Origin of the sequence: Streptomyces ochraceiscleroticus, from assembly GCF_000720485.1 — a bacterium.
Classification (GTDB): domain Bacteria; phylum Actinomycetota; class Actinomycetes; order Streptomycetales; family Streptomycetaceae; genus Streptomyces; species Streptomyces ochraceiscleroticus.
This window is the reverse complement of sequence record NZ_JOAX01000021.1, coordinates 63963-89540: the sequence shown is the minus strand read 5'-3', so window position 1 is coordinate 89540 and position 25578 is coordinate 63963. Positions and strand designations below refer to the sequence as shown.

23 protein-coding genes are annotated in these 25578 nt (G+C 72.1%); 11 read left to right on the top strand and 12 right to left on the bottom strand.

The annotated features are described in order from the left end of the window. Positions 1 to 12: 12 nt before the first annotated feature. A complete protein-coding gene (locus IG84_RS0124970) occupies positions 13 to 681 on the top strand; it encodes a trimeric intracellular cation channel family protein (protein WP_031061539.1) in 669 nt (222 codons plus the stop codon). A gap of 30 nt (positions 682 to 711) precedes the next feature. On the opposite strand, the gene IG84_RS0124965 is transcribed toward IG84_RS0124970, so the two are convergent. Then, positions 712 to 1416 carry a hypothetical protein gene (locus IG84_RS0124965; RefSeq protein ID WP_031061537.1) on the bottom strand — a complete coding sequence of 235 codons (705 nt, stop codon included), beginning with the start codon at positions 1414 to 1416 and terminating at the stop codon, positions 712 to 714. Positions 1417 to 1615: 199 nt separating this feature from the next. Between IG84_RS0124965 and IG84_RS0124960 the strand changes: the two genes are divergently transcribed. Further along, positions 1616 to 3010 carry an aspartate aminotransferase family protein gene (locus tag IG84_RS0124960; protein WP_031061535.1) on the top strand — a complete coding sequence of 465 codons (1395 nt, stop codon included), beginning with the start codon at positions 1616 to 1618 and terminating at the stop codon, positions 3008 to 3010. On the opposite strand, the gene IG84_RS0124955 is transcribed toward IG84_RS0124960, so the two are convergent. From IG84_RS0124955 to IG84_RS0124940, 4 genes are all read right to left on the bottom strand, one after another. Then, positions 3005 to 4810, bottom strand: a complete 1806-nt coding sequence (locus IG84_RS0124955) for a bifunctional sugar phosphate isomerase/epimerase/4-hydroxyphenylpyruvate dioxygenase family protein (RefSeq protein ID WP_031061533.1) — start codon at positions 4808 to 4810, stop codon at positions 3005 to 3007. The genes IG84_RS0124960 and IG84_RS0124955 overlap by 6 nt on opposite strands. A gap of 10 nt (positions 4811 to 4820) precedes the next feature. Then, positions 4821 to 5690 (bottom strand): shikimate dehydrogenase, encoded by an 870-nt coding sequence (locus IG84_RS0124950; RefSeq protein ID WP_031061528.1) that lies wholly within the window; start codon positions 5688 to 5690, stop codon positions 4821 to 4823. A 128-nt stretch (positions 5691 to 5818) separates the two neighbouring features. After that, positions 5819 to 7183, bottom strand: coding sequence for an MFS transporter (locus IG84_RS0124945; RefSeq protein WP_031061525.1), 1365 nt, complete (start codon positions 7181 to 7183; stop codon positions 5819 to 5821). 214 nt (positions 7184 to 7397) lie between these two features. Beyond that, positions 7398 to 8060, bottom strand: a complete 663-nt coding sequence (locus IG84_RS0124940; protein WP_031061522.1) for a TetR/AcrR family transcriptional regulator — start codon at positions 8058 to 8060, stop codon at positions 7398 to 7400. Between the two features lie 156 nt (positions 8061 to 8216). Here IG84_RS0124940 and IG84_RS0124935 point away from each other — a divergent pair, with 156 nt between their 5' ends. Further along, positions 8217 to 9569 (top strand): acyltransferase family protein, encoded by a 1353-nt coding sequence (locus IG84_RS0124935; RefSeq protein ID WP_078649340.1) that lies wholly within the window; start codon positions 8217 to 8219, stop codon positions 9567 to 9569. A gap of 59 nt (positions 9570 to 9628) precedes the next feature. Here IG84_RS0124935 and IG84_RS0124930 read toward each other — a convergent pair whose 3' ends face one another. From IG84_RS0124930 to IG84_RS0124900, 7 genes are read right to left on the bottom strand one after another with little or no spacing between them, the layout of a single operon-like run. Continuing rightward, positions 9629 to 10423, bottom strand: coding sequence for an alpha/beta fold hydrolase (locus IG84_RS0124930; RefSeq protein WP_037800835.1), 795 nt, complete (start codon positions 10421 to 10423; stop codon positions 9629 to 9631). Further along, positions 10420 to 11076 carry a CoA transferase subunit B gene (locus IG84_RS0124925; protein WP_031061502.1) on the bottom strand — a complete coding sequence of 219 codons (657 nt, stop codon included), beginning with the start codon at positions 11074 to 11076 and terminating at the stop codon, positions 10420 to 10422. The genes IG84_RS0124930 and IG84_RS0124925 overlap by 4 nt, the downstream gene beginning before the upstream one ends. Next, on the bottom strand, positions 11076 to 11831 hold the full coding sequence (locus tag IG84_RS0124920) for a CoA transferase subunit A (RefSeq protein WP_031061500.1): 756 nt from the start codon (positions 11829 to 11831) through the stop codon (positions 11076 to 11078). Before IG84_RS0124920 ends, IG84_RS0124925 begins: the two co-directional genes overlap by 1 nt. A gap of 11 nt (positions 11832 to 11842) precedes the next feature. Beyond that, the gene (catC, locus tag IG84_RS0124915; protein ID WP_031061498.1) at positions 11843 to 12124 is read right to left on the bottom strand and encodes a muconolactone Delta-isomerase; all 282 of its coding nucleotides are present in this window, start codon (positions 12122 to 12124) and stop codon (positions 11843 to 11845) included. 5 nt (positions 12125 to 12129) lie between these two features. Continuing rightward, positions 12130 to 12975, bottom strand: coding sequence for a catechol 1,2-dioxygenase (catA, locus tag IG84_RS0124910; RefSeq protein ID WP_031061496.1), 846 nt, complete (start codon positions 12973 to 12975; stop codon positions 12130 to 12132). A 20-nt stretch (positions 12976 to 12995) separates the two neighbouring features. Continuing rightward, the gene (locus IG84_RS0124905) at positions 12996 to 14099 is read right to left on the bottom strand and encodes a mandelate racemase/muconate lactonizing enzyme family protein (protein WP_031061493.1); all 1104 of its coding nucleotides are present in this window, start codon (positions 14097 to 14099) and stop codon (positions 12996 to 12998) included. A 22-nt stretch (positions 14100 to 14121) separates the two neighbouring features. Beyond that, a complete protein-coding gene (locus IG84_RS0124900) occupies positions 14122 to 15027 on the bottom strand; it encodes a LysR substrate-binding domain-containing protein (protein ID WP_031061490.1) in 906 nt (301 codons plus the stop codon). Between the two features lie 227 nt (positions 15028 to 15254). On the opposite strand from IG84_RS0124900, the gene benA reads away from it, so the two are divergent. From benA to IG84_RS0124860, 8 genes are all read left to right on the top strand, one after another. After that, the gene (benA, locus tag IG84_RS0124895; RefSeq protein WP_031061488.1) at positions 15255 to 16625 is read left to right on the top strand and encodes a benzoate 1,2-dioxygenase large subunit; all 1371 of its coding nucleotides are present in this window, start codon (positions 15255 to 15257) and stop codon (positions 16623 to 16625) included. A 14-nt stretch (positions 16626 to 16639) separates the two neighbouring features. After that, positions 16640 to 17155, top strand: coding sequence for a benzoate 1,2-dioxygenase small subunit (gene benB / locus IG84_RS0124890; RefSeq protein WP_031061486.1), 516 nt, complete (start codon positions 16640 to 16642; stop codon positions 17153 to 17155). Positions 17156 to 17187: 32 nt separating this feature from the next. After that, positions 17188 to 18204, top strand: coding sequence for a benzoate 1,2-dioxygenase electron transfer component BenC (gene benC, locus IG84_RS0124885; RefSeq protein ID WP_051862349.1), 1017 nt, complete (start codon positions 17188 to 17190; stop codon positions 18202 to 18204). Then, the gene (locus IG84_RS0124880) at positions 18201 to 18992 is read left to right on the top strand and encodes a 1,6-dihydroxycyclohexa-2,4-diene-1-carboxylate dehydrogenase (protein ID WP_031061481.1); all 792 of its coding nucleotides are present in this window, start codon (positions 18201 to 18203) and stop codon (positions 18990 to 18992) included. Before benC ends, IG84_RS0124880 begins: the two co-directional genes overlap by 4 nt. A gap of 43 nt (positions 18993 to 19035) precedes the next feature. Next, a complete protein-coding gene (locus tag IG84_RS0124875) occupies positions 19036 to 21786 on the top strand; it encodes a helix-turn-helix transcriptional regulator (RefSeq protein ID WP_078649338.1) in 2751 nt (916 codons plus the stop codon). 48 nt (positions 21787 to 21834) lie between these two features. Next, positions 21835 to 22458, top strand: a complete 624-nt coding sequence (locus tag IG84_RS0124870) for an alpha-ketoglutarate-dependent dioxygenase AlkB (protein WP_031061475.1) — start codon at positions 21835 to 21837, stop codon at positions 22456 to 22458. 96 nt (positions 22459 to 22554) lie between these two features. Further along, a complete protein-coding gene (locus tag IG84_RS0124865) occupies positions 22555 to 23352 on the top strand; it encodes a 3-hydroxybutyrate dehydrogenase (protein ID WP_031061472.1) in 798 nt (265 codons plus the stop codon). Between the two features lie 89 nt (positions 23353 to 23441). Then, positions 23442 to 25460, top strand: a complete 2019-nt coding sequence (locus IG84_RS0124860; RefSeq protein WP_037800834.1) for a helix-turn-helix domain-containing protein — start codon at positions 23442 to 23444, stop codon at positions 25458 to 25460. The last annotated feature ends 118 nt before the right edge of the window (positions 25461 to 25578 follow it).

Here is a 25578-nt window from a genome sequence, read left to right as displayed (position 1 = left end):
TAAGAATGCCGTGTGCTCCAGCAACTGTTCACGCCCTCCGTCCAGCACACGCTCGACCTGATCGGCATCTTCGTCTTCGCGATCTCCGGCGCGCTGCTCGCCGTGCGCAAGAACTTCGACATCTTCGGCATCGCCGTGCTCGCCGAGGTGACCGCGCTCGGCGGCGGGCTGATCCGCGACCTGATCATCGGTGCCGTGCCGCCGGCCGCCTTCACCGACCTCGGGTACTTCCTCACCCCGCTGGTCGCGGCCGTCCTCGTCTTCTTCCTCCACCCGCAGGTCCAGCGGATCCAGACCGGCGTGAACGTCTTCGACGCAGCCGGGCTCGGCCTCTTCTGCGTCGCGGGGACCACCAAGGCGTACGAGTACGGGCTCGGCCTCACCGCCTCCGCCACCCTGGGCCTCGCCACGGCCGTCGGCGGCGGCGTGCTGCGCGACATCATCGCCAATGAGGTCCCCTCGCTGGTGCGCTGGGACCGTGACCTCTACGCCGTGCCGGCCATCGTCGGCTCCGCCATCGTCGCCCTGTGCATCCGCTTCCAGGCCCTCAACCCGGGCACCAGCGCGGTGGCCGCGCTCGTCGCCTTCGCCGTCCGCCTGCTCGCACTCCGCTACCACTGGCGCGCTCCCCGCGCCTGGAACCGCCGCTCCTCGGCGGTGGAGGTACCGGAGGAGGGATGAGCCCCGCCCGCCCCGCGCCGCGTGGCGCGGTCAGCCGGCCGGCTCGGCCGGCTCCGTGAAGGAGTGCCAGAGGGCCGTGAGAGTGGCGCCGAGCAGCTCGGGCAGCGGGGCGCGCGGCGCCGGGTCGTCCGGTGGGGGAGTGGCGGGCTCGACCCGGGCGCGCAGGCAGAAGCCCTCCAGGACGGCGAGGAGGGAGACGACGAAGTCGGCGACGGTGCGGCCGGGGGCCGGCCGGCGTCCCTCGCGGGCCAGCAGGCGTTCCAGCGCGGTGGCGTAGCCGATGCCGAGCTGCCGGTAGCCGCCCTGGGCGGCCTCGCGGACCTTGGGGTGTTCGCCCAGTACGTAGAAGGTCAGGTAGACGTAGGTGAGGGGGTTGGCGCGGGCGCGTTCGAGGTAGCCGGCGGCGACCGTGGTGAGGATGGCCTCGACCGGTGCCGTGGTCTCCGCCAGCGCCAGCAGCTCGGCCACCGCGTCCCGGTCCTCCGGATACGCGTCAGGTCCGAGCAGGTGGAACATCAGCTCCGTCTGGTACTCGGCCTGGGTGGGCCACAGGGGGTAGATCGCGCCGGTGGTGATCGGCTGCGCGCGGCCGACGCCGGGCTGCCGGTCCGCGGCGATCTCGGTGGCGAGCCGGGCGACCTCGGTGAGCCTGATGTGGGCCAGCGGCCCGGCGAGCGCCTGGTCGGAGGTGTCGGCGGCGTGCCGGCGCACCAGCTCCACGCCCGCTTCGAGCATCAGGGCCCGGGTCTCCTGTGGCGAACGGCGGCTCCGCCGCCCTTTCTTGACGTTTCCTGGCATCGCGGTCTTTCCCGGCATCGTGCTGCTGCCCCCTCCGTCGGCACCGTTGCCCCCATTGTCACCGTAGAAAACCTACCGTAACTTTTCTACGGAGCTTGGTCGTGGAACGCCCCATGAGCGTAGGGAGACCAGCACGATGACGCAGCCGTTGGACGAAACCCGCGCACGCGCCCTGGACGAACTGATCGCCGGGCAGGAGAAGATCCTCACCGACCGCACCGCCGGTTCGGCCCGGCTCCGCGCCGAGGCACGCGAGTCGCTCGCCGGCGGGGTCGCCTCCGCCTGGCAGGACTCCCCGCCCGTCGCCGTCTGGATCGAGGACGGGCACGCCGCGCACGTCCGCGACGTGGACGGCACCGACTACGTCGACCTGCACGGCGGCTTCGGCGTCGGCCTCGCGGGCCACGCCCACCCGGCAATCGTCGCGGCGGTCACCGGACGCGTGCGGCACGGCACCCACTTCGCCCAGCCCACCCGCGACCTGATCCCGGTGACCCGGCTGCTCGCGGAGCGGTTCGGGCTGCCCCAGTGGCGCTTCACCAACTCCGGTACGGAAGCCACGATGGACGCCGTCCATCTGATGCGGGCCGCCACCGGGCGCAAGAAGATCCTCAAGGTCGAGGGCAGTTACCACGGCCACCACGACTCGGTACAGGTCTCCGGCTACGCCCGCGTCGCCGAGGACATCGGCCCCGACGACCGGCCGCGCTCGGTCGCCTACGGCCCGGCGTACCCCACGGAGATCACCGATCTGACGCTCGTCGTGCCGTTCGGCGACCTCGCCGCGGTCGAACGGGTGCTGGCCGAGCACCCCGGAGAGATCGCCGGCATGATCATCGAGCCGGTGATGATGAACATCGGCCTGATCGTCCCGCCCGACGGCTACCACGCCGAACTGAAGGCACTGCTGCACCGGCACGGCGCCCACCTCGCCTACGACGAGGTCAAGACGGGCTTCGCGATCGCCCCCGGCGGCGCCACCGAACTCTTCGGCACCACACCGGACATCGTGTGTCTCGCCAAGGCCATGGGTGGCGGCATCCCGTGCGGCGCCGTCGGCGCCACCCGTGCGCTGATGGACCGCATCGCCGACCACACCTACGAACAGGTCGGCACGTTCAACGGCAACCCCATGATGCTCGCCGCGACCCGCGCGATGCTCACCGAGGTACTGACCGAGGACGCCTACCGCGGCTTCGACGCCCTCCGGTCACGGATGACCGGCGGCGTCGAGGCCGCGCTGCGCCGGTACGGCCTGCCCGGATACGTGGCCGCGCACGGCGCCAAGGGCTCGGTGATCTTCACCGAACGGCTGCGCAACTTCCGGGACTTCCTCGCCTACGACGACCGCTGGGGCCATCTGCACTGGCTGTACCAGCACAACGGCGGCGTCTTCCTGCCGCCCTGGGGCAAGACCGAACAGTGGACGCTCTCGGTGCAGCACACCGCCGAGGACGCCGAGCGCTTCGTCCTCAACTTCGAGCGGTTCGCGGCCGCCGTGCACACCGCACTGGACACCCCGGCCTCATGACCGGCGGCTGCCCGCGTCGGCCGTGTGCTGTGCCGCCAGCCGGACCGTGGCGTTGGCCGCCCCGTACCCCTGATAGCCGCCGCGCCGCTCCACCAGCTCGAAGAAGACCCGGCCGACGGTGACGGTGTAGCAGTGCAGGAACTCCCTGCCATCCGTGTCCCGTTCGTAGAGGACGCCCAGCTCCCGGAAGGCCGCCAGGCTCTCGGGATCGAGGCCGTACCGCGCGTCGAGGTCGTCGTAGTAGTTGTCCGGGATGGGCAGCAGGGCGGCGCCTGCCTCCCGCACCCGGCGCGCGGTCGCGAGCAGGTCGTCGGTGGCCAGTGCGATGTGCTGCGGCCGTACCTCCTGCTCGCCCGGTACGGGAGCGACGTTCAGCGCGACCCGCAGGCTGCCGGTGGCATTGGCGACGGCACGGCTGCGGAAGAGGCCGTACGGGTCGGCGAGGTCCAGGCTCTCGTTCGGCTGCAGGCCCAGCACGCTCGCGTAGAAGAGGGACGCCTCGTCGAAGTGGTGCCAGGGCTGGGTGAGCGCGACATGGTCGATACGGGTGATCCCGGCCGTGCCGCGCTGCGGCGCCGGCGTGCCGAAGTCCGCCGTCCAGCTCGGGTGGTCGTCCCGGTCCGTACGGCAGAAGAACAGCTCGGTGTCGTCCGGCGCGGCCACCGCGTCCAGCGGTACGTCCCCGGGCGCGCGGCGGCGGGGCACGACCGGTGCCCGCAGCGACTCGGCGCGGCGCACCGCGGCGGCCGGCTCCGGGCTCTCCAGCCCGAGCGCGACCAGCCCGGGGCCCTCGCGGCGAGCACCGCTCACGGTGTTGAGCAGTACTCGCGCCTCGTTCTGCTGCCACAGCTCCACCGGCTTGCCGCCGGTGTGCCGGCCCGTGCGCACGAAGCCGAGCGAGCCGAGCAGGGAGCGCAGCGGCTCGGTGTCGGCGGCGGCGAGTTCGGCGAAGGCGAAGCCGTCCGGGACGACCGGCGCGGGCAGGCTGCTGAGCCCGGCGGCCTCCTCCAGGGCGATCAGTGAACGCATCGCGTCGATGGCGGTGCGCCCCGCGTCGGCCTGCCGGAAGACATCGTTGAAGATCTCCAGCGAGAGCGGGCCCGTGTAGCCGGCGCGCAGCACGTGGCCGAGCATCCCGGCGAGGTCGAAGCCGCCCTGGCCGGGGAAGCAGCGGTAGTGCCGGCTCCACTGCAGGACGTCCATGGCCAGCTTGGGCGCGTCGGCGAGCTGCAGGAAGAAGATCTTCTCCCCGGGGATGTCCTCGATGCCCTTGGGGTCCGAGCCGCGCGAGAGGATGTGGAAGCTGTCCAGGCAGGTGCCGAGCGCCGGGTGATCGGCCTGCTCGACGATCCGCCAGGCGTGGTCGTAGGTGTTGACGTGCCGGCCCCAGGCCAGCGCCTCGTACGCGAGGCGGATGCCGTGCTCGGCCGCGCGCTCGGCGAGGGCGCGCAACTGCCGGGCTGCCAGCGCGTCGTCGTCGGCGGCGTCCGGCGAGACGCTGGAGCACACCAGCATCAGATCGGCGCCGAGCCGCTCCATGACGGCGAACTTCCGCTCCGCGCGCCGCATGTTGCGCGCGAAGACCTCGTCCGGGACCGCCTCGAAGTCGCGGAACGGCTGGTAGAGGTCGATGGACAGGCCGAGGTCCGTGGCGCGCAGCTGGATCTCCTCGGGACTGAGCGGGCTGGCCAGCAGGTCGTTCTCGAAGATCTCGACGCCGTCGAACCCGGCCGCTGCGACGGCGCTCAGCTTCTCGGAGAGCGAGCCGCTCAGCGACACCGTGGCGATGGACTTGCGCATCAGGGCCTCCTCAGACCGCGGCCGCGCCGACGAGGTCGGCGAGGTCGGCGAGCATCTCTTCGGCGTGCGGCTCCCGGCCGGTGAAGAGCCGGAAGGCGTCGGCGGCCTGGAAGACGGCCATGCCGCCGCCGTCCAGCGTCCGGCAGCCCAACTCCCTTGCCGTACGAATCAGTTCGGTCTCCAGTGGCCGGTAGACCACCTCGGCGACCCACAGGTCGGCGCGGAGCAGACCGGCCGGGAGCGGAAGGCCGGGGTGGGCTGCCATGCCGGTGGGCGTGGCGTGCACCAGGCCGTCGGCGCCGGGCAGTACGGCGGCTAGCTCGTCCGGGGCGGCGGTGGCGGCGCGGCCGGTGCCGAAGCGGGCGTTCAGCGCGTCGGCGAGCGCCCCGGCCCGTACCGCGTCGGTGTCGACAAGGACGAGCCGGTCGGTGCCGAGCGAGAGCATGGCGTGCGCGACGGCGGAGCCCGCGCCGCCCGCGCCGATCTGGACGACCTCGCGGGTCGCGGCGCCGGGCAGGCCGCGCGCGAAGGACTGGGTGAAGCCGGTGACGTCGGTGTTGTGGCCGATTGTCCGGCCGCCCCGGAAGACGACGGTGTTGACCGCGCCCAGCTCGGCGGTGCCGGGCGAGAGCTCGTCGAGGTGCTCGATCACCAGCTGCTTGCAGGGATGCGTGATGTTGAGTCCATCGAAGCCGAGCGTACGGGCGGCGCTGATCAGCTCGCCGACGGACTCGGCCGGTACGCCCAGCGTGTCGAGGTCGAGCGTCCGGTAGAGCAGCCGCAGGCCGTGCCGGTCGGCCTCCCGCTCGTGCAGGGCCGGGCTCAGCGAGGGGCCGATGCCGGAGCCGATGAGGCCGGTGAGATACGAGGGCGTGGACAACGCGACTCCCTGGTGGTGCGCTATGAACGTACTAGATAGTTAATTATGACGGCGGAGGGCCGCGGAGGAAAAGGGGGACCCGCGGCCCTCCGGGTCGGAAGCCGGCGCGGCTCCGGGACCGGAACCGGTCAGGCGGAGGCCGTGCGGGCCAGGCTGCCGCTGTCCTCGGGCACGCCCGGCTTCTCGCCGAGCAGCGCGGTCGGCACCTTGTGCGTCTCGCGGCCGGTCAGCACGGCGAGGGAGCAGATCACGCAGGTACCGGCGGTGAAGGCGGCGACGCCCAGCCAGTTGTCGCCGCCCGGGCCCGCGATCCGCTCGGCGAAGCTCACTGCGAAGCCCGCGACCGCGAAGCCGATCTGGGTGCCGATGGCCATGCCGGAGAGGCGGACCCGGGTCGGGAACATCTCGCCGTAGAACGAGGGCCAGATGCCGTTGGCGGCGCTGTAGACCACGCCGAAGAAGGCGATGCCGGTGATGAAGACCAGCGGGTAGCTGCCGGTCGAGACGGCCCACAGGTACACGAAGATCATGACGGCCGAGCCGAGCGAGCCGGTCAGGAAGACCGGCTTGCGGCCGATCCGGTCCGACAGCTTGGCCCACAGCGGGATCGCCAGCAGCGCGACCGCGTTGGAGAGCACGCCGACCCAGAGCATCGCCGACTTGTCCAGGCCGACCGCGTCGCTGGTGGCGTACGCCAGGGCCCAGACCGAGAAGATCGTGCTGACGGTGGCGATCAGGGCTGCCGCGATCACGCGCAGCACGTCGACCCAGTGGTTGCGGAGCAGGTCGGCGAGCGGCAGCTTGGCCACCGCGTCGTCGGCCGCGGCCTGCTCGAAGACCGGGGTCTCCGAGAGCTTGCGCCGGATGAGGTACCCGGCGGCCGTGACCACCACGCTGACCAGGAACGGGAGCCGCCAGCCCCAGGTGTAGAGCTGCTCCTCGGGCAGCGCGGCGACGGGGATGAAGACCAGGGTGGCGATGATCTGGCCCGCCTGGGTGCCGTTGAGCGCGAAGCTCGTGTAGTACCCGCGCCGGCCCTCGGGCGCGTGCTCCAATGTCATCGAATTGGCGCTGGCCTGCTCGCCGGCGGCGGAGAGACCCTGCAGGACGCGCATCAGCACCAGCAGGACCGGTGCGGCCGTGCCGACCTGCGCGTAGGTCGGCAGACAGCCGATCAGGAAGGTCGACAGGCCCATCAGCATCAGGGTGAAGACCATGATCTTGCGGCGGCCGAGCCGGTCGCCGAAGTGGCCGAGGAAGAGCGCGCCGATCGGGCGGGCCGCGTAGGCGACACCGAAGGTCGCGAGGGAGATCAGCGTCGCGGTCGCCGGGTCGGACGGGTCGAAGAAGACCTTGGGGAAGACCAGGGCGGCGGCGCTGCCGTAGATGAAGAAGTCGTAGTACTCCAGCGCGCTGCCGATCCAGGCGGCGACGGCGGCTTTGCGGGGCCGGGCGGGGGGCGGGGCCCCGGCCTCGGACGAGAGAGCGGACATGCCTGCTCCACGGGGGGACGGCCACCCGCGTCTTCGACGGGTGGCGGCGGGCTGCGGCTTAACTCACTAGGTAGTTAATTGCAGCGATCCTCAATCCCCCGCAGGACACTGTCAAGACATCTGGGCGAAACAATTTCCGCACGTGGCGGTGGGTGAGGGAACCGTCACCCGATCAGCCGGGAGCGGTTGCCGGCCGGCGGGAGCGGTCGCGCCGTCAGCCGGAGTGGTCGCCCGTCAGGTAGCCGAGCACCATGTCGCCGAGCATCGTGCGGTAGTACTCCCGGCGGTCCGCCGCCGTCAGGTCGCGCGCGAAGAGCGCGCCGAAGGTGTGCCGGTTGGCGACCCGGAAGAAGCAGAACGCGCTGATCATCGCGTGCAGGTCGACCGCGTCCACGTCCGCCGTGAACACGCCCTGCGCGCGGCCCTCGTCCAGGATCCGCCCGATCACCTCGATCGCGGGCGAGTTGAGCCGGCCGATCGTCTCCGAGGCGGTGATGTGCTCCGCCTCGTGGATGTTCTCGATGCTCACCAGGCGGATGAAGTCCGGGTGCGCCTCGTGGTGGTCGAAGGTCAGCTCGGCCAGCCGGCGGATGGCCGCCGCGGGGTCCAGATGCTCGACGTCCAACTGCTGTTCCTGCTGCCTGATGCCCGCGTACGCGTGCTCCAGCACGGCCGTGAACAACTGCTCCTTGCTGCCGAAGTAGTAGTAGATCATCCGCTTCGTGGTGTGAATGCGGGCCGCGATCTCGTCCACCCTGGCGCCCGTGTACCCCTGCCGCGCGAACTCCTCCGTCGCGACCTTGAGGATCTCCGCCCGCGTCCGCGCCGCGTCGCGCTGCCGGCCTGCGCTACGGGCCGGCGGGTGAACGGCGGTCATACGGCTGGCTCCTCGCGAACGGTCCACTGGTCGGCCCAGTCTAGGCAGACCTGCCGAGTGCGTGGCGAGGGCCCCGGACGGCCGCCCGTGACCCGTACGACTGATGCGGCGTCAGCTCGACGTGCACTCGCCACGCAACGTACGTACGGTGTGACGATGAGTGATGTGGCATGGCTGCAGTCCTCCCAGTCGTCCCGGCCGGCACACGTGCCCGACCTACCGGGCGCGGGACCGGATCCGGACCGGCGGCTGGCGTGGCTCGACGCGCTGCGGGGCATCGGGGCGCTGATGGTCGCGCTGCACCACGCGGGCCCGCGCTATCTGCCCGAGCTGTCCGCCACCGTACTGCGGTACGTCAACCCCGGTACGTACGGCGTCATCGTCTTCTTCCTGGTCAGCGGCTACATCATCCCGGCCTCCCTGGAGCGGAGCGGCTCGCTGCGCCGCTTCTGGGTCGGCCGGATCTGCCGCCTCTACCCGCTGCTGTGCGTCGCGCTCGCGGCCACGGCGCTGCTCGTCCTGTGGGGGCCGGGCAAGCTGCGGGAGGGGCTGGGGGAGCGCGATCCGCTGAGCGCCCTGCTCGCGCACGGGACGATGCTGCAGGACCTGCTCGGGGTGCCCAGCGCGATCAATGTGCTGTGGACCCTCTCGTACGAGATGGTGTTCTACTTCCTGGTCGCGGCGCTCTTCGCGCTGCGGCTGCACCGGCGCTCCGCGCCGATGGCCCTGGGCCTGGCCGCGCTCGGCATCGCGGCCGGCGGGGCGCTGCCCGTCGCGGCGCTGACGCGCGGGCTGGGCGGCACCACGGTGATCGCGGCGACCGCGCTCGGGGCGGCCGTCGCGCTGTGTGCCGTGGCCTCGGGGCGGGCGCCGTGGATCCGGGCCGGTGCGCTGCTCGGGGGCGCGCTGGCAAGCGTCCTGATCCTCCTCAACGGCCGCATCCCGCCCTGGCAGGGGCTCGCGCTGCTGTCCCTCATGTTCACCGGGACCGTGCTGTACCGGATGGAGCGCGGGCAGCTCGGCAGGGCCGCCGGGCCGATCGTGGCGGCCACCGTGCTCGCGGGCTGTGTGCTCTCCGCCGCGCTGCACATCGGACCCCGTCCGGACGCGGTCACCGGGGGCGGCGACCCCCGGTCCGCCGTGCGGATCTGGGCGGTCACGGCCGGGCTCGCGCTGCTCACGTTCGGCGTCGCGATGGCCCTGCGGCGGCACCGCGTACCGCGCTGGCTCGCCTTCTGCGGCGTGATCAGTTACTCGCTCTACCTCCTGCACCCGCTCGTCCTGGAGGTGTGCGACCTGGCCGTGCCGTGGCAGCAGCACGACACGCCGCTGCTGATGGCCGCCTACCTCGCGCTGCTGCTGCCGCTGGCCATGCTCGCGCACCGGCTCATCGAACTGCCGGGCCAGCGCGTGGGGCGGGTACTCGCGGGACCGCTGGGCGGCCTTCCGCTGCCCCGGGGGGAGCAGCGTGCGGGAGCGCCCGCCGCGGCGCCCGGCGAGGCCGCCTGACGGGTGGTCACCCGGGCGGCGGCCGTCCGACGGGTGGTCACCCAGCGGCCGTACGAACGTCAGCGCCCGCGCGTCGCCGCGTCCAAGTGCACCCGCAGCGCCGCGTTCACCGCGTCCGGCCGCTCGACGCCCGCCAGATGCGCGGCCCCCGCGACCTCCGCGAGCGCGGCGCCCGGGATGCCGTCGGCGATCTCCCGGGCGTGCGCGGGCGGCGTCGCCGGGTCCTGGCGCCCGGCGACGACGAGCGTGCGCGCGGAAACCGACCACAGCCCGGACCGTACGTCGTAGCCGGCCAGCGCGTCGCAGCAGGCGGCATATCCGGCCCGGTCCGCGGCGGCGAGATCGCCGAGCAGCGCCGTGCCGCGCGGGCCCGCCGCCGTACCGGGATCGGCGAACCAGCGCCCCGGCGTCGGCTGCAGCATCGCCGCCGTACCGTGCTCGCGCACCGAAGCGGCGCGCTCCCGCCAGCCCGCCGGCTCGCCGAAGCGGGCCGAGGAGCAGATCATCGCGAGCGAGGCGAGCCGGTCGGGGTGGTGCACCGCCAGGTACGCGCCGATCGCGCCGCCGAGCGAGATGCCGGCGTAGTGGAAGGTGCGCCAGCCGTGGTGATCGGCCACGTCCAGCACGAGCCGGGCCAGGTGGGCGACGGTCGTGCTGCCTGGCGCGGGGTCGGGCAGCACGCTCACCGGCGTCCCGCCGTGCCCCGGCAGGTCGAAGCGGAGCACGCGGTGGGTGCGGGTGAGTTCGGCCAGCTGCGGCTCCCACACGGCGAGCGAGGTGCCGAGGGACGGCCCGAGGACGAGTGGCGGCGCGCCCTCGGGGCCGTCCAGTACGTGATGGGGCAGCGACGTCACAGGCTCTCCTGAGTGTGCGTCGCGAGAAGCCGTACGGACGCATCCGTACGCGCGACGATCTCCTCCGGCGTGACGCCCGGCGCGGTCTCCACCAGTACGAGACCGTCCTCGGTGACGTCCAGGACGCCGAGGTCGGTGATGATCCGGTGGACGCAAGCCCGGCCGGTCAGCGGCAGCGAGCAGTCCTCGACAATCTTCGGGCTGCCGTCCTTGGCGGTGTGGTCCATGACCACGACCACCCGGCGGGCGCCGTGCACGAGGTCCATCGCGCCGCCCATGCCCTTGACCATCTTCCCCGGGATCATCCAGTTCGCCAGGTCACCGCGGGCGGAGACCTGCATCGCGCCGAGGATCGCGGTGTCGATGTGGCCGCCGCGGATCATCCCGAAGGAGAGCGCGGAGTCGAAGAACGCCGCGCCGGGGAGGACCGTGACGGTCTCCTTGCCCGCGTTGATCAGGTCCGGGTCGACCTCGTCCTCGGCCGGGTACGGGCCGACGCCGAGCAGCCCGTTCTCGGACTGCAGCACCACGTCCACGCCCTCGGGGAGGTAGCTGGGCACCAGCGTGGGCAGCCCGATGCCGAGGTTGACGTAGTCGCCGTCGCGCAGCTCGCACGCGGCCCGCGCGGCCATCTCTTCCCTGGTCCAGCCCATCAGGCGCGCACCGTCCTTCGTTCTACCTTCTTGTCCGCCGCCTGAGCGGGCGTCAGCTCGACCACCCGCTGGACGAACACGCCCGGCAGATGCACCTCGTCCGGGTCCAGCACGCCCGGCTCGACCAGCTCCTCCACCTCCGCGACGGTGACCTTGCCGGCCATCGCCGCGAGCGGATTGAAGTTGCGCGCTGCCTTGTTGAACACGAGGTTGCCGTGCCGGTCGCCCTTCGCGGCCCGGACGAGCGCGAAGTCCGTGGCGATCCCGCGCTCCATCACATACGGCACGCCGTCGAACTCGCGTACCTCCTTGGGCGGCGACGCCTTCGCTACTGAGCCGTCCGCGGCGTACCGCAGCGGCATCCCGCCGTCCGCGACGTCCGTGCCCACCCCGGCCGGGGTGAAGAACGCCGGGATGCCGCAGCCGCCGGCCCGCAGCCGCTCGGCGAGCGTGCCCTGCGGGGTGAGCTCCAGCTCCAGTTCCCCGGCGAGGTACTGGCGGGCGAACTCCTTGTTGTTGCCGACGTAGGAGCCGGTCACCCGGGCGATCCGGCCGGCGGCGAGCAGGATGCCGAGGCCGCCGCCGTCCACGCCGCAGTTGTTGGAGACCACGGCCAGCCCGCCGGCGCCGTTCTCGTACAGCGCCTGGATCAGCACGTCGGGGACGCCGCTGAGCCCGAAACCGCCGACGGCGAGCGAGGCGCCGTCCCGTACGTCCGCCACCGCTTCAGCGGCGGTGGCCACGACCTTGTCCATGAACCGCTCCGTCAGGCGTTGATGTCGGAGGGGTGCACCGCCAGCGGCGTCACCTCGATGGACATGTAGGGGAAGAGCGGCAGGCCCCAGAGGATGTCGTGCAGCTCGTCGTTGGACTCCACGTCGAAGACGCTGAGATTGGAGTACTGGCCGACGCACCGCCAGATGTGGCGCCACTTACCGGACTTCTGCAGCTCCTGCGAGTACGCCTTCTCGCGGGCGATCGTGTCGGCCCGGACGCCGGGATCCAGGTCCGCGGGGATCGCGACGTCCATCTTCACTGCGAACAGCATGTGGTTCAGCTCCGGTCCATCACGAAGTTGTAGGTGACCTCGCTGCCCGTACCGCTCGCGGCAGGGCGCGGGTCGAGGATCAGCTCGGGCTTCACGGCCGAGGCGATGTCGTCCTCGACGTGGCTGCCGCCCTGGAAGTAGAGCTGGGTGGTGATGAGCTGGTGGCCCGGCGCGGACACCTTCAGATGCAGGTGGGCCGGGCGCCAGGCGTGCCACCCGGCCGCGGCGATCAGCTTGCCGCAGGAGCCGTCGGTGGGGATCTGGTACGGCGCGGGCTGGATCGTGTGGATCTTGAAGTTGCCCTGGTCGTCGGCGACGACGGTGCCGCGCAGGTTCCACTCCGGCAGGTTCGGCGCGTACTGCGAGTACAGGCCGTCGTCGTCGGCGTGCCACATCTCCACGTGCGCGCCGGCCAGCGGCTTGCCCTCGACGTCGGTGACCTGGCCCTGGAAGAGGAGCGGGGTGCCCGCCTCGTTCTCGCGCATCGGCAGGGTCGTCTCCGCCTCGTGCTTCGGCGAGTCGGGAACGTAGTAGGGGCCCTCGATGGTGCCCTTGCTGCCCTCGCGGTTCTCGTTCGCGACCTCCTCGACGACGTGCTCGATCCACACGTCGAGGAAGAGCGGCCACTCGCCGTCCTGGCCGACGCCGATCAGCCACGCCTTCAGCGCGTCGTACTCCTCGTACGTCACCTTGTGGCGGCGGATGACGTCGTGGACCGCCGAAATGACCTCGGTGGCAAGGGTGTTGACGCGTTCCTTGCTGCTAATTGCGGTGGATCGCTGCTTCTGCCGGAACGCTTCGGTCGCCGAGGCGCCGGACGCGGCGGCGGTGGCCCGAGTGGTGTCAGTCATGGCTCTGCTCCTCTGGTCGTTCAGGTGTCCTGGCGGTAACGTGCCAGCTTTTCCGGGTCCAGCTCGATGCCGAGCCCCGCGCTCTCGCGGACGCGCAGCGTGCCGTCCTCGATCCGCAGCGGCTCGGCGAGCAGGTCGTCGCTCATGTCGAGGAAGTTGGACAGTTCCCCGGCCCGGCGGGCGGTCAGCTCGTACGCGGATCCGAAGACCGCGGTGCACAACGTGCCGATCTGGCCGTCGATCTGATTGCCCATCACGGCCTCGACGCCCAGCCCCTCGCAGAGGTGGTGCACGCGCTGGGAGTACGTGAAGCCGGTACGGGCGGTCTTGATGCTGATGGCCGTCGCCGAACCGGACAGCAGCTCGCGGGTCACCTCGCCGGGGCGGGTGGCGCTCTCGTCGGCGACGAACGGGATGTCGGTGTGCGAGACCAGCCAGCGGCGGCCCATGACGTCGTCGGCCGGGCACAGCTCCTCGGCGAGCGTCAGGTCCAGGCCGTCCATGGCGCGCAGCGCGCGGGCCGACTCCGACGCCGTCCAGCCGCGGTTGCCGTCGATGTACAGCTCGACATCGTCGCCCAGTCCCTCGCGCAGCGCCCGGCACGCCTCGACGTCGAGCATGAACGGGCGGCGGCCGACCTTCACCTTGAAGGTGGTGATGCCGTACGTGTCGCGGATGCGCTGCGCCTCGGCGACCATCTGCTCCGGCGGCGCGAAGCCCACCATGTGCGAGACCCGCATCCGGTCGGTGAAGCCGCCGAGCAGCTCGGTGACGGAGATGCCGAGCGACTGCCCGATGATGTCCCAAAGGGCCATGTCCACCGCCGACTTGGCGGTGGGGTTGCCGACCGTGCGGTTCAGCCGGGCGTGCACGGCCTCGCGTGCCGTCGGGGCGAGGCCCGTGAGCTGCGGCGCGAAGACCTTGTCGATGACGGCGGTGATCGACGCCTGGGTCTCGCCGTAGGTGAAGGGACGGGGCGGTGCCTCGGCGACGCCCACCGGGCCGTCGTCGGTGTGGACGCGTACGAGGACGTGTTCGGCCGTGTGGACCTCGCCGCTGGCGAACTTCAGCGGCTTCTTGTAGGGGATGGCGAACGGGATCGCCTCGATGGCGGTGATCTTCATCGGTCCTCGATTGCGGTGTTCTTCATCGGTCCTCGCGGTCCGGTACGAATACGTCGTGCGACTCCAGGACGCCGATCAGCGTCTCCAGCAGGGGAGAGGCGTCGTTCTCGCGCCAGGCGAGGGCGAGTCCGACGGTCTCCGCGTCCCGGACGGGCTTGAAGACGACGCCGTCGCGGGAGACCGAGCGGACGGAGTCGGGGAGCAGGGCGATCCCCAGGCCGGCGGCGACGAGCGCCAGCGCGGTCGAGGTCTCGGTGACGTCGTGTGCGCAGTGCGGGTAGTAGCCCGCCGCGAGGCAGCTCCTGGTGACCGCGTCATTGACGACGGAGCGGGAGTTGACCGCGTACATGATGAAGTTCTCGTGGCGGAGCTGGGCGACCTCGGCGCTCTCCGCGTCGCTCAGCCAGTGGTCCTCGGGGACCGCCAGTACCAGCGGCTCCCGGGCGACCTCCCGGCAGACGATGCCCTCCTGGCGGACCGGCGGCCGGAGCATGCCCACGTCGAGACGGTTCTCGGTGAGGGCCAGCTCCTGCGCCGGGGTCAGCAGCTCGGTGTGGATCTCCAGCGCCACTCCCGGCATCTCCTCCTTGACCAGCCGGGCGATCTCCGGGAGCTGCTTGTAGCAGGCGGTTCCGGTGAGCCCCAGCCGCAGAATGCCCTCCGCGCCCTTCGCGAAGCGCCGCACACGGGTGGTGGCCTCGTCGACGGACTGCAGGATGCGCACCGCGTCGGTACGGAAGACCTCGCCGGCCCCGGTCAGGGCCACCTGGCGGGTGGTGCGGGTGAAGAGCTCGACCCCGAGATCCGCCTCGAGCTGCCGGATCGCCTGGGACAGCGGTGGCTGTGCCATGTGCAGGTTCTCCGCGGCCCGGCCGAAATGGCGGGTCTCGGCGACGGCGACGAAATAGCGCAGGTGGCGCAGTTCCATGAGGGCCTCCTTGGCTTCCTGGCCGCCGGATGCGGCTCATCGTAGGCAGCCGTTCTCAGACGAGAGAAATACTCTTTTCCCGCCGATTGATATGCAAGGAATATGGATGAGGCCCTGGGTGAACCCTGGGGAAATGCCCGGGGTGGCGGCGTAACCGCCCTGTCATGGTGCTGAAAAGCGGACGTGAGCCCCAGGACGGGGGCCGTGCACGCAGGTTTGGAGGGACCATGACGCAGACGTCGGCCGGTACCCGGGCGATCCTGGACGACGCCCTGGTGGAGGACGAGGAGAACGGCATCCACCGGGCGCGCCGGAAGATCTTCACGGACGAGGAGATCTTCGAGCTGGAGATGAAGCACATCTTCGAGGGCAACTGGGTGTACCTCGCCCACGAGACGCAGATCCCCGAGGTCGGCGACTACTTCACGACGTACATCGGCCGCCAGCCCGTGGTGATCTCGCGGAGCAAGGACGGCGAGCTGAACGCCCTGATCAACGCCTGCAGCCACCGCGGCGCGATGCTCTGCCGCCGCAAGACGGACAACCGCACCACCTTCACCTGTCCGTTCCACGGCTGGACCTTCAACAACTCCGGCAAGCTGCTGAAGGTCAAGGACGGCCGCGGCGCCGGCTATCCGGAGCAGTTCAACAAGGACGGCTCGCACGACCTGACGAAGGTCGCCCGCTTCGAGAACTACCGCGGTTTCCTCTTCGGCAGCCTCAACCCGGACGTCCTGCCGCTCACCGAGCACCTCGGCGAGGCCACCAAGATCATCGACATGATCGTGGACCAGTCACCGGAGGGCCTGGAGGTGCTGCGCGGCTCCTCCACCTACACCTACGACGGCAACTGGAAGGTCCAGGCGGAGAACGGTGCCGACGGCTACCACGTCTCCGCCACCCACTGGAACTACGCGGCCACCACGGCCCGCCGTTCCTCCGGCGAGTCCGCCAACGACACCAAGAACATGGACGCCGGGAGCTGGGCCCGCCAGAAGGGCGGCTACTACTCCTTCGAACACGGCCACCTGCTGCTGTGGACCCGCTGGGAGGACCCGTCCAACCGCTCGCTGAACGAGCGCCGGGACGAGCTGGTCGCGGAGTTCGGCGAGGACAAGGCCAACTGGATGATCGAGTACTCGCGCAATCTGTGCCTGTACCCGAACGTCTACCTGATGGACCAGTTCAGCTCCCAGATCCGGCACTTCCGCCCGATCTCCGTGGACAGGACCGAGGTCACGATCTACTGCATCGCCCCCAAGGGCGAGAGCGCCGAGGCCCGCGCCAACCGCATCCGCCAGTACGAGGACTTCTTCAACGCCACCGGCATGGCCACCCCGGACGACCTGGAGGAGTTCCGCTCCTGCCAGAAGACGTACCTGGCCGAGGCCGCGCCCTGGAACGACCTCAGTCGCGGCGTCGCGCACAAGATCGAGGGCCCGGACGAGGACGCCAAGAAGCTCGGCATCAACCCCATCGCGAGCGGCGCGCGCACCGAGGACGAGACCCTCTACCCGATCCAGCACGGCTACTGGCTGGACACCATGCGCCGCGCGGTGGCGGCGGAGGACGCAACGGCCCCGCAGCAGGACCGGTAAGGACGGAGCGAGCCATGACCACCACCACAGATGTCACCCCGGATGTCCCGGTCGAGGACATCCGCCAGTTCCTCTACCGCGAGGCCCGCTACCTCGACGACCGCGAGTTCGAGAAGTGGCTGGAGTGCTACCACCCGGACGTCGAGTTCTGGATGCCGGCCTGGGCCGACGACGACGAGCTGACCCGCGACCCGCGGACCGAGATCTCGCTGATCTACTACGCCAACCGCGGCGGCCTGGAGGACCGGGTCTTCCGCATCCGCACGGACCGCTCCAGCGCGACCAGCCTCCCCGAGCCGCGCACCGGCCACCACATCGCCAACGTGGAGGTCGTCGAGCGCCGCGGCGCCGAGATCGACATCCGCTTCAACTGGCACACGCTGTACTACCGCTACCAGAACATCGACCCGTACTTCGGGACGTCGTTCTACACCATCGACTTCTCGGGCGAGACCCCACTGATCAGGAAGAAGAAGGTCGTTCTGAAGAACGACTGCATTCATCACGTGGTCGACATCTACCACATCTGATCATCCGCCCTTCCCCCCGAATCGAGTTCACCATGAGCTACCAGGTCGCCCTGAGCTTCGAGGACGGCATCACCCGCTTCGTCACCTGCGGACCGGACGAAACCGTCGCCGACGCCTCGTACAAGGCACGCATCAACATCCCCCTCGACTGCCGCGACGGCGCCTGCGGCACCTGCAAGTCCCTCTGTGAGAGCGGCAGTTACGACGGCGGGGACTACATCGAGGAGGCGCTGACCGACGAGGAGGCCGCGCAGGGATACGCGCTGCCCTGCCAGATGACCCCGCAGAGCGACCTGGTGCTCCGCATCCCCACCACGTCGGACGCCGCGAAGACGGCCGCCGCCACGTACGGCGCGACCCTGGTCGCCCTGGAGAAGCTGTCGGAGACCACCGTCGCCTTCACCCTGGAGCCGGACGACCGCGCCGCGCCGGCCTTCCTCCCCGGCCAGTACGTCAACGTGGCCGTGCCGGGCACCGACGTCACCCGCTCCTACTCCTTCAGCTCGGGCCCCGCCGCGAGCCAGGTCTCCTTCCTCGTCCGCCTCACCGAGGACGGCACGATGTCGGGCTATCTGCGGGACCGCGCCCAGGTCGGCGACCGCCTCGAATTCACCGGCCCCATGGGCAGCTTCTACCTGCGCGAGAGCCGGCGGCCCGCGCTGCTGCTGGCCGGCGGCACCGGCCTGGCGCCGATGCTGTCCATGCTGGAGAAGATGACCACCGACCCGCCGGCCCACCCGGTTCACCTGGTCTACGGCGTCTCCACCGACGAGGACCTGGTCCGCCTGGAGGCCCTCGCCGACTACGCCGCCGTCATCCCCGGCTTCACCTACGACCACTGCGTCAAGGAGTACGTCACGGCCCGGCTGCGGCCCGAGCACCTGCACGACGGCGAGGTCGACGTGTACGTCTGCGGCCCGCCGCCCATGGTCGAAGGCGTGCGGACCCACCTCCAGGAGCAGGGGATCACCCCCGCCGCCTTCCACCACGAGAAGTTCGCCCCCTCCGGCACCGCTGCCGCCGCCGAACTCGCGGGCGCCGCCCGATGACCCACTTCCCCGGCCGGTTCGCCGGCAAGAAGGCCGTGGTCACCGGCGCCGCCCAGGGCATCGGCGAGTGCGTGGCGCGCCGGCTGGCCGCCGAGGGCGCCGAGGTCGCGCTCGTCGACCGCGCGGAGCTCGTGCACGAGGTGGCGGCGGAGCTGGTCAAGGACGGTGCCACCGCGTACGGGATCACCGCCGACCTGGAGCAGTACGACGGGGCCGAGCAGGCCGTCACCGAGGCGCACCAAGCGCTCGGCGGCCGGATCGACGTCCTGGTCAACAACGTCGGCGGCACCATCTGGGCCAGGCCCTACGAGCACTACACGCCCGAGCAGATCCGGGCCGAGGTGCAGCGCTCGCTCTTCCCGACGCTGTGGACCTGCCACGCGGTGCTCCCGCATCTGATCGCGCAGCGCTCCGGCACGATCGTGAACGTCTCCTCGGTGGCCACCCGCGGCGTCAACCGCGTCCCGTACGCCGCGGCCAAGGGCGGCGTCAACGGCATCACCTCCGCGCTGGCGCTGGAGGCGGCCCCGTACGGCATCCGCGTCGTCGCCACCGCGCCCGGCGGCACCGACGCACCGCCCCGCCGGGTCGCCCGCGGACCCGCCGCGGCCGACGAGCAGGAGCGCGTCTGGTACCAGCAGATCGTCGACCAGACCGTGGAGTCCTCGCTGCTCAAGCGGTACGGGAAGCTGGAGGAGCAGGCCGCCGCGATCTGCTTCCTGGCCTCCGACGAGGCGTCCTACATCACCGGGTCCGTGCTGCCCGTGGCCGGTGGTGACCAGGGGTGACCACCCCCGCGGGAGGGACCCCGCGGGACTAATCTGAGGCGCGATGGACGATCACGACGGCGTGAACACCGAAGAGCACGGCGGGCACGACGAGGCCCCGCGCGGCCCGGCAGGCCGCCAGGCCGAGCTGGCGGCCCTGGACCGCCTGCTGGCCGCCGCCCGCGCCGGACACCCCTCGACCATCCTGGTCGAGGGGGCCTCCGGCATGGGCAAGACCGCTTTGGTCAATCATTTCTTGAGCGAGCAGGCGTCGGTCCGCGTCCACCGCGCGAACGGCGTCCGCTGGGAGAACGGCCTCGACCTCGGGGTCGCGGAACAGCTCGCCAAGGCCGCGGGCGCCACCCTCGCACCGGAACTCGACCCGCCGGCCGCCGGCCACCGACTCCACGAGATCTGGAACGAGCGACGCGGCCAGGACACCCTGGTCGTCGTCATCGACGACGCGCACTGGGCGGACGCCGCCTCGCTGCGCGCCGTCGCCTCCGCCGTCCGCCGCATGTCCACCGAGCAGATCCTGGTCGTCCTGCTGGCCGCCGATGACCGGCTGCACCAGCTCCCTGTCGACGTACTGGACTTCCTCGCCGCGTACCGGGACAGCGCGCTGCGCCTCGGCCCGCTCACCCCCGAGGACGTGCAGGTCCTCGCCTGGAGCGCCGCCCGGATCGACCTCTCGCTCGCCGCGGCGCGCATCCTGTGCCGCCACACCCGCGGCAACCCGCTGCACATCACCGACCTGCTGCAGGAGGTACCGCCCGGCATCTGGCGGGACTGGCAGCCGGCCCTGCCTGCGCCCCGGCGGTACGCCTCCGCCGTACAGCGCCGCCTCGACGGCTGCGGAGCCCAGGCCCGTACCCTCATCGAGGCATGCTCGGCGCTGGGGGAGTCGGTGCCGTTCGCGGAGGCCGCCGAACTCTCCGGCGTCGCGGACCCGCTCGCCGCCGTCGACGAGGCATGCGACGCCGGACTGCTGACCCGCACAGACGGCCCCGGGCTCACCCTCCTCACCTTCCCGCACCCCCTCGTACGGGCCGCCGTGCACGGCGCGCTCGGCCTCGTCGAACGCGGCGACCTGCACCGGCGCGCCGCCGAGACCGTCGAGGACCACGGCCGCCGCCTGATGCACCGCGTCGCCGCGACCCCCGCAGCCGACGCCGAGCTCGCCGACGACCTGGACCGCTTCGCCGCCGACCGGGCCGCCGCGGGCGCCTGGTCCGAGGCGGCCGGCGCGCTGGTCGCCGCCAGCCGGCTCAGCCCGGCCCGCACCACCCGCAGGGACCGGCTGCTGCGCGCCGTGGACGCGCTGGTCGGCGCGGGCGACCGGCCGCAGGCCGAGACGTTCGCCGCCGAGCTGGAGAGCTTCCCGCCCAGCGCCCTGCGCGACTCCGTACTCGGCTACCTCGCGATCACCCGCGGCCGCCCCGAAGAGGCCGAGGTATATCTGACGCACGCCTGGGAACGCTGCGACCCCACCCGCCGCCCCGAGCTCGCCGCCGCCATCTGCCAGCGCCGGGTCCTGCACTCGCTCGGCCGCGCGCACGCCGCCGAACTCGTCCACTGGGCGCGCAAGGCCGTCGACCTGGTCGGCCCCATGGAGCCCTCGGCCGTCGAATCCGAGGCCATCCTCGGCCTCGGACTGGCCGCCATGGGCCACCCCGAGGAGGCCGCGCACGCCTACGACGACGTCCTCGCGCGGATCTCCAGCGGCGCCCAGTCCCAGCGCGTGCAGATGGGCCGCGGCTGGATGGACCTGGCCCTGGACGACCCGGAGGCGGCCCGGCGGGAGCTGGAGGGCGCCGTGCCGACCGGCATCCGCGGCGGCTCGCTGCGCATCTCCCTGTGGGCGCAGGCATGGCTCGCCCGTACCCAGTTCGCGCTCGGCGCCTGGTCCGACGCGCTGCGGACCGCCGACCGGGCCGTCGCCCAGGTCTCCGAGGCCCGCATGGAGCTGCTGCGCCCGCTCGTGCACTGGACGGGCGCCCAGATCCACGCGCTGCGCGGCAACTGGCCCACCGCCTACCACCACGCCCGGCAGGCCACGGCCGACATGCAGCACTACGAGACGATGGTGGTACCCGCCTGCCTCGCCCGCGCCCAGGTCGTCGAGGCCCGCGGCCAGTACGAGCGGGTGACCGCGGCGCTGGAGCCCGTCCTGCGGCTGCGGCAGCGCGCCGGCATCGACGAGCCAGGCTTCTGGCCCTGGCAGGACGTCTACGCCAACGCGCTGGTGATGACCAACCGGGTGCCCGAGGCCGACGCCTTCCTGCGGCCCTTCGAGGAGCTGGCCGCCGACCGCGGCCACCGCTCCACGATGGCCAGGCTCGGCTACGTACGCGGCCGGATCGCCGGCACCGAGGGCGACCTGGACGCGGCGCGCGCCCACTTCGAAGGCGCGCTGGCCCACCTGGAGCACCTGCCCCTCCCGTACGACCGGGCACGGGTGAGCTACGCGTACGGGCAGACGCTGCGCCGCGCGGGCAAGCGCAAGGAGGCGGACGCGCTGCTCCAGAACGCCCGGGACGCGTACGTGCTGCTGGGTGCGCGCACGTATGTCGAGCGCTGCGAGCGGGAGCTGCAGGCGGGCGGGCTGAAACGGGGCGGCGCTGAGGACTTCTCCCGGCTCACCGCACAGGAGCGGGCGGTGGCCCGGCTGGTCGCGCGCGGGATGAGCAACGGGCAGGTCGCGTCGGAGCTGTTCCTGTCGGTGAAGACCGTGCAGTACCACCTCACGCATGTGTACGCGAAGGTCGGGGTGCGGTCGCGGGGCGAGCTGGCGGCCGTGTTCCGCGACTCCTGACTCGTACAGTATTCGTACAAAAATTCGAACACGGCGTAGGCTGAGTACATGCATGTGCAGAGCTCGCTCTTCGCCGCGGCCGACGAGACCGGACTCCGCCCGCTGGACGGCATCGACCGCACGCACCTCGGGCTCGGCGCCTGGATCGACGTCCTGCCGGGCTGGCTGACCGGCGCCGACGCGCTCTTCGACGAACTGGTCGGCACGGTCCCCTGGCACGCCGAGCGGCGCCAGATGTACGAGCGCGTCGTCGACGTACCCCGGCTGCTGTGCCACTACGGCGAGGACGAGGAGCTGCCGCACCCGGTGCTCGCCGAGGCCCGCGACGCGCTCAGCGCCCACTACGCCGCCGAGCTCGGCGAGCCGTTCCGCACGGCAGGACTGTGCTACTACCGCGACGGCGAGGACAGCGTCGCCTGGCACGGCGACCGCATCGGCCGCGGCCGCAGCCAGGACACCATGGTCGCGATCCTCTCCGTCGGCGAGCCCAGGGCGCTGGTCCTGCGCCCCCGGGACGGCGGCGGAGCGACCGTCCGCCGCCCCCTCGGCCACGGCGACCTGATCGTCATGGGCGGCTCCTGCCAGCGCACCTGGGACCACGCCATCCCCAAGACCGCCCGCCCGGTCGGCCCCCGCATCAGCATCCAGTTCCGCCCCCGCGGCGTGCGCTGAGGCCCTGCCCCAAGGGCTCCGCACACATGCTCATGCCGCGTCTTGTGGTCCCGCCCCACATCGGTACCGCACCGCTCGCTGCCTAAGGTGGCGCCCATGAGCGCCACCTCCACACCAGGTACCGACGTCGCAGGCCCCGACCTCGGGGGCCGCACCGCACTCGTCACCGGCGCGGCCAGTGGCATCGGCGCCGCCTGCGCCCTGCGGCTGGCCGCGGCCGGCGCCACCGTCCGCGCGCTCGACCGGGACGCCGACGGGCTCGCCCGCCTCGCGAAGCAGGCCGACGGGCTCCCCGGCACGCTCCAGCAGGTCACCCTCGACCTCACCGACCTCGACGCCGCCGAAAAGACCGCGGCCGGCGCCGACATCCTCGTCAACAACGCGGGAATCCAGCTCGTCCGCCCCATCGAGGAGTTCCCGCCCGACGTCTTCGCGACCGTACTGAAGGTCATGCTGGAAGCCCCCTTCCGCCTCGTACGCGGCGCGCTGCCGCACATGTACGCGCAAGGCTGGGGCCGCATCGTCAACATCTCCTCCGTGCACGGCCTGCGCGCCTCGCCCTACAAGTCCGCCTACGTCGCCGCCAAGCACGGCCTGGAGGGCCTCTCCAAGGTCGCGGCCCTGGAAGGCGCCGAACACGGCGTCACCTCCAACTGCGTCAACCCCGGCTACGTCCGCACCCCGCTCGTCGAGAAGCAGCTCGCCGACCAGGCAGAAGCCCACGGCATTCCCGCCGAGCGAGTGCTCACCGAGGTCCTGCTCGCCGACTCCGCCGTGAAGCGGCTCGTCGAGCCGGCCGAGGTCGCCGACGCCGTCGCCTACCTCTGCAGCCCCCAGGCATCGTTCATCACCGGCACCTCGCTGGCCATGGACGGCGGATGGACGGCGCACTGACCTCGGGGGACGCCGCGACCGGCGGCACGGGCCCGGCGGGTCCCACCGCGGCTGGCGCGCCGCGCCGTACCGGAGGTATCCCTAGGTCCATGCCACCCCAGCAGCCCGCCGAGCCGTCCGCCGAACCGGCCGAGACCCCCTTCCTCGACCTGCTCGCCACCGGCGCGCCCGCCGAGGACTTCGAACGCGCGGTACTGCGCGCCCGCGCCGCCGGCGCCTCCGCCGAGCGGCTGGCAGCGCTGGAACACGCCAAGCTGCTCGCGCTGCGCGTCCGTACCGAGCTGGAGGGCCGGCGGCGCCGCGAGGCCGAGCTGTCCGCGCTGTACGAGACCGCGCACGACCTGGCCGGACTCCGGGACCTGGACGCCGTGCTGCGGGCCATCGTCCAGCGGGCCCGCTCCCTCCTCGGCACCGAGACCGCGTACATGACCCTCAACGACCCCGTCGAGGGCGACACCTACATGCGAGTCACTGACGGCTCCGTCTCGGCCCGCTTCCAGCAGCTCCGGCTGGGCATGGGGGAGGGGCTGGGCGGCCTCGTCGCGCAGACCGCCCGCCCCTACGTCACCGACAGCTACTTCGACGACCCGCGCTTCCAGCACACCCGGGCGATCGACACCGGGGTACGGGACGAGGGGCTGGTCGCGATCCTCGGTGTACCGCTCAAGCTCGGCAGCGGCGTCATCGGCGTACTCTTCGCCGCCGACCGCCGGGTCCGCGTCTTCGACCACGCCGAGATCGCCCTGCTCTCCGCGCACGCCGCGCACGCCGCCGTCGCCATCGACACCGCCAACCTGCTCGCCGAGACCCGCAAAGCGATGACCGAGCTGGAGGCCGCCAACGAGATCATCCGCGACCGCAGCGGCGTCATCGAGCGCGCCTCCGACATCCACGACCGGCTCGCCGAGCTCGTGCTGCGCGGCGGCGGCGTACAGGACGTGGCCGCGGCCGTCGCCGAAGTACTCGACGGCACCGTGGAGTTCACCGACGCCGAGCGGGTACCGGCCGAGGCCCTGGACCGCTCCCGCGCCGACGGCCACGCCGTACGCGACGGCGACGACTGGGTGGCCGCCGTCCGCTCCGGCAGCGAGGTACTCGGCGCGCTCGTACTGCGCGGCCATCCCCGCCTGGACCCCGTCGACCAGCGCACCCTGGAACGCGCCGCCATGGTCACCTCCCTGCTGCTGCTCGCCCGCCGCACCGCGGGCGAGGCCGAGCAGCGGGTACGCGGCGAACTCCTCGACGACCTGCTGGAAGCCCCGGACCGCGACCCGCGGCTGCTGCGCGAGCGCGCGGCGCGGGTCGCCGCCGACCTGGACGTACCGCACGTGGTGTTCGCGGCTCGTATCGAGGACCCTGCCTGCGAGGGGCTGGAGGGGGCGGTCCTGGCCGGGCCGGGGCCGGTCCCGGCCGGTGGCGCCGCTCGGCCCGGTGGCCCTGAAAGCGCTGGGGCCACCGCGCGGCAGCGGCTGTGGTCAGCGGCCTCCCACCTGGCCGCGACCCGGCACGGACTGGCCGCCGCCCGGGACGCGGGCGTGGTCCTGCTGCTGCCGTTGGGCCGGGGTGGCGATGCGGGCGGTGACCAGGACGGCGGCGAGCCGGGCGAGGCCGCCCGGCGGGTCGCCCGCCAGCTCGGCGCCGCCGTGCAGGCGCCGGTCACCGTCGGTGCTTCCGCGCCCGTACCGGCCCCGGCGGCGGAGCCTGCCGCCGTCGCCGCCGCCTACGCGCAGGCCCGCCGCTGCCGCGAGGCGCTGCGGGTCCTCGGCCGCGCCGGACAGGGCGCCGCCGCCGAGGACTTCGGCTTCCTCGGGTTGCTGCTCGCCGACGGCCGGGACGTGGACGGCTTCGTCCGCCGCACGCTCGGCGAGGTCGCCGACTACGACGCGCGCCGCGGCACGGACCTGTTGCGCACGCTGCACGCGTACTTCGACAGCGGGATGAGCCCGGCCCGTACGAAGGACGCCCTCCACGTACACGTCAACACGGTCGCCCAACGCCTGGACCGCATCGGCCGGCTGCTGGGGTCGGACTGGCAGTCGCCGTCGCGGGCGCTGGAGCTGCAACTGGCGCTGCGGCTGCATCAGTTGTCGGCGGCGCTCGGCGACTAGAATTCCTGGCAGGGCCCCTCCCTCTCCCCATCCACTGGGAGAGCTTCCCACCGGTGGCAAGGCCCCTCCCCCACCTCCACCACACACCCCCCGAAGTTAGCGCGCCCCACTAACCCTC

Bases quoted from the DNA above. Each gene is read 5' to 3' on its own strand.
- IG84_RS0124935 (WP_078649340.1), top strand. From the start codon at position 8,217: ATGAGTGATGTGGCATGGCTGCAGTCCTCCCAGTCGTCCCGGCCGGCA.
- IG84_RS0124945 (WP_031061525.1), bottom strand. From the start codon at position 7,183: ATGTCCGCTCTCTCGTCCGAGGCCGGGGCCCCGCCCCCCGCCCGGCCC.
- IG84_RS0124860 (WP_037800834.1), top strand. From the start codon at position 23,442: ATGCCACCCCAGCAGCCCGCCGAGCCGTCCGCCGAACCGGCCGAGACC.
- IG84_RS0124865 (WP_031061472.1), top strand. From the start codon at position 22,555: ATGAGCGCCACCTCCACACCAGGTACCGACGTCGCAGGCCCCGACCTC.
- IG84_RS0124920 (WP_031061500.1), bottom strand. From the start codon at position 11,831: ATGGACAAGGTCGTGGCCACCGCCGCTGAAGCGGTGGCGGACGTACGG.
- IG84_RS0124925 (WP_031061502.1), bottom strand. From the start codon at position 11,076: ATGGGCTGGACCAGGGAAGAGATGGCCGCGCGGGCCGCGTGCGAGCTG.
- benA (WP_031061488.1), top strand. From the start codon at position 15,255: ATGACGCAGACGTCGGCCGGTACCCGGGCGATCCTGGACGACGCCCTG.
- IG84_RS0124900 (WP_031061490.1), bottom strand. From the start codon at position 15,027: ATGGAACTGCGCCACCTGCGCTATTTCGTCGCCGTCGCCGAGACCCGC.
- IG84_RS0124870 (WP_031061475.1), top strand. From the start codon at position 21,835: ATGCATGTGCAGAGCTCGCTCTTCGCCGCGGCCGACGAGACCGGACTC.
- IG84_RS0124965 (WP_031061537.1), bottom strand. From the start codon at position 1,416: ATGCTCGAAGCGGGCGTGGAGCTGGTGCGCCGGCACGCCGCCGACACC.
- benC (WP_051862349.1), top strand. From the start codon at position 17,188: ATGAGCTACCAGGTCGCCCTGAGCTTCGAGGACGGCATCACCCGCTTC.
- IG84_RS0124960 (WP_031061535.1), top strand. From the start codon at position 1,616: ATGACGCAGCCGTTGGACGAAACCCGCGCACGCGCCCTGGACGAACTG.
- IG84_RS0124955 (WP_031061533.1), bottom strand. From the start codon at position 4,810: ATGCGCAAGTCCATCGCCACGGTGTCGCTGAGCGGCTCGCTCTCCGAG.
- IG84_RS0124940 (WP_031061522.1), bottom strand. From the start codon at position 8,060: ATGACCGCCGTTCACCCGCCGGCCCGTAGCGCAGGCCGGCAGCGCGAC.
- catC (WP_031061498.1), bottom strand. From the start codon at position 12,124: ATGCTGTTCGCAGTGAAGATGGACGTCGCGATCCCCGCGGACCTGGAT.
- benB (WP_031061486.1), top strand. From the start codon at position 16,640: ATGACCACCACCACAGATGTCACCCCGGATGTCCCGGTCGAGGACATC.
- catA (WP_031061496.1), bottom strand. From the start codon at position 12,975: ATGACTGACACCACTCGGGCCACCGCCGCCGCGTCCGGCGCCTCGGCG.
- IG84_RS0124905 (WP_031061493.1), bottom strand. From the start codon at position 14,099: ATGAAGATCACCGCCATCGAGGCGATCCCGTTCGCCATCCCCTACAAG.
- IG84_RS0124880 (WP_031061481.1), top strand. From the start codon at position 18,201: ATGACCCACTTCCCCGGCCGGTTCGCCGGCAAGAAGGCCGTGGTCACC.
- IG84_RS0124875 (WP_078649338.1), top strand. From the start codon at position 19,036: ATGGACGATCACGACGGCGTGAACACCGAAGAGCACGGCGGGCACGAC.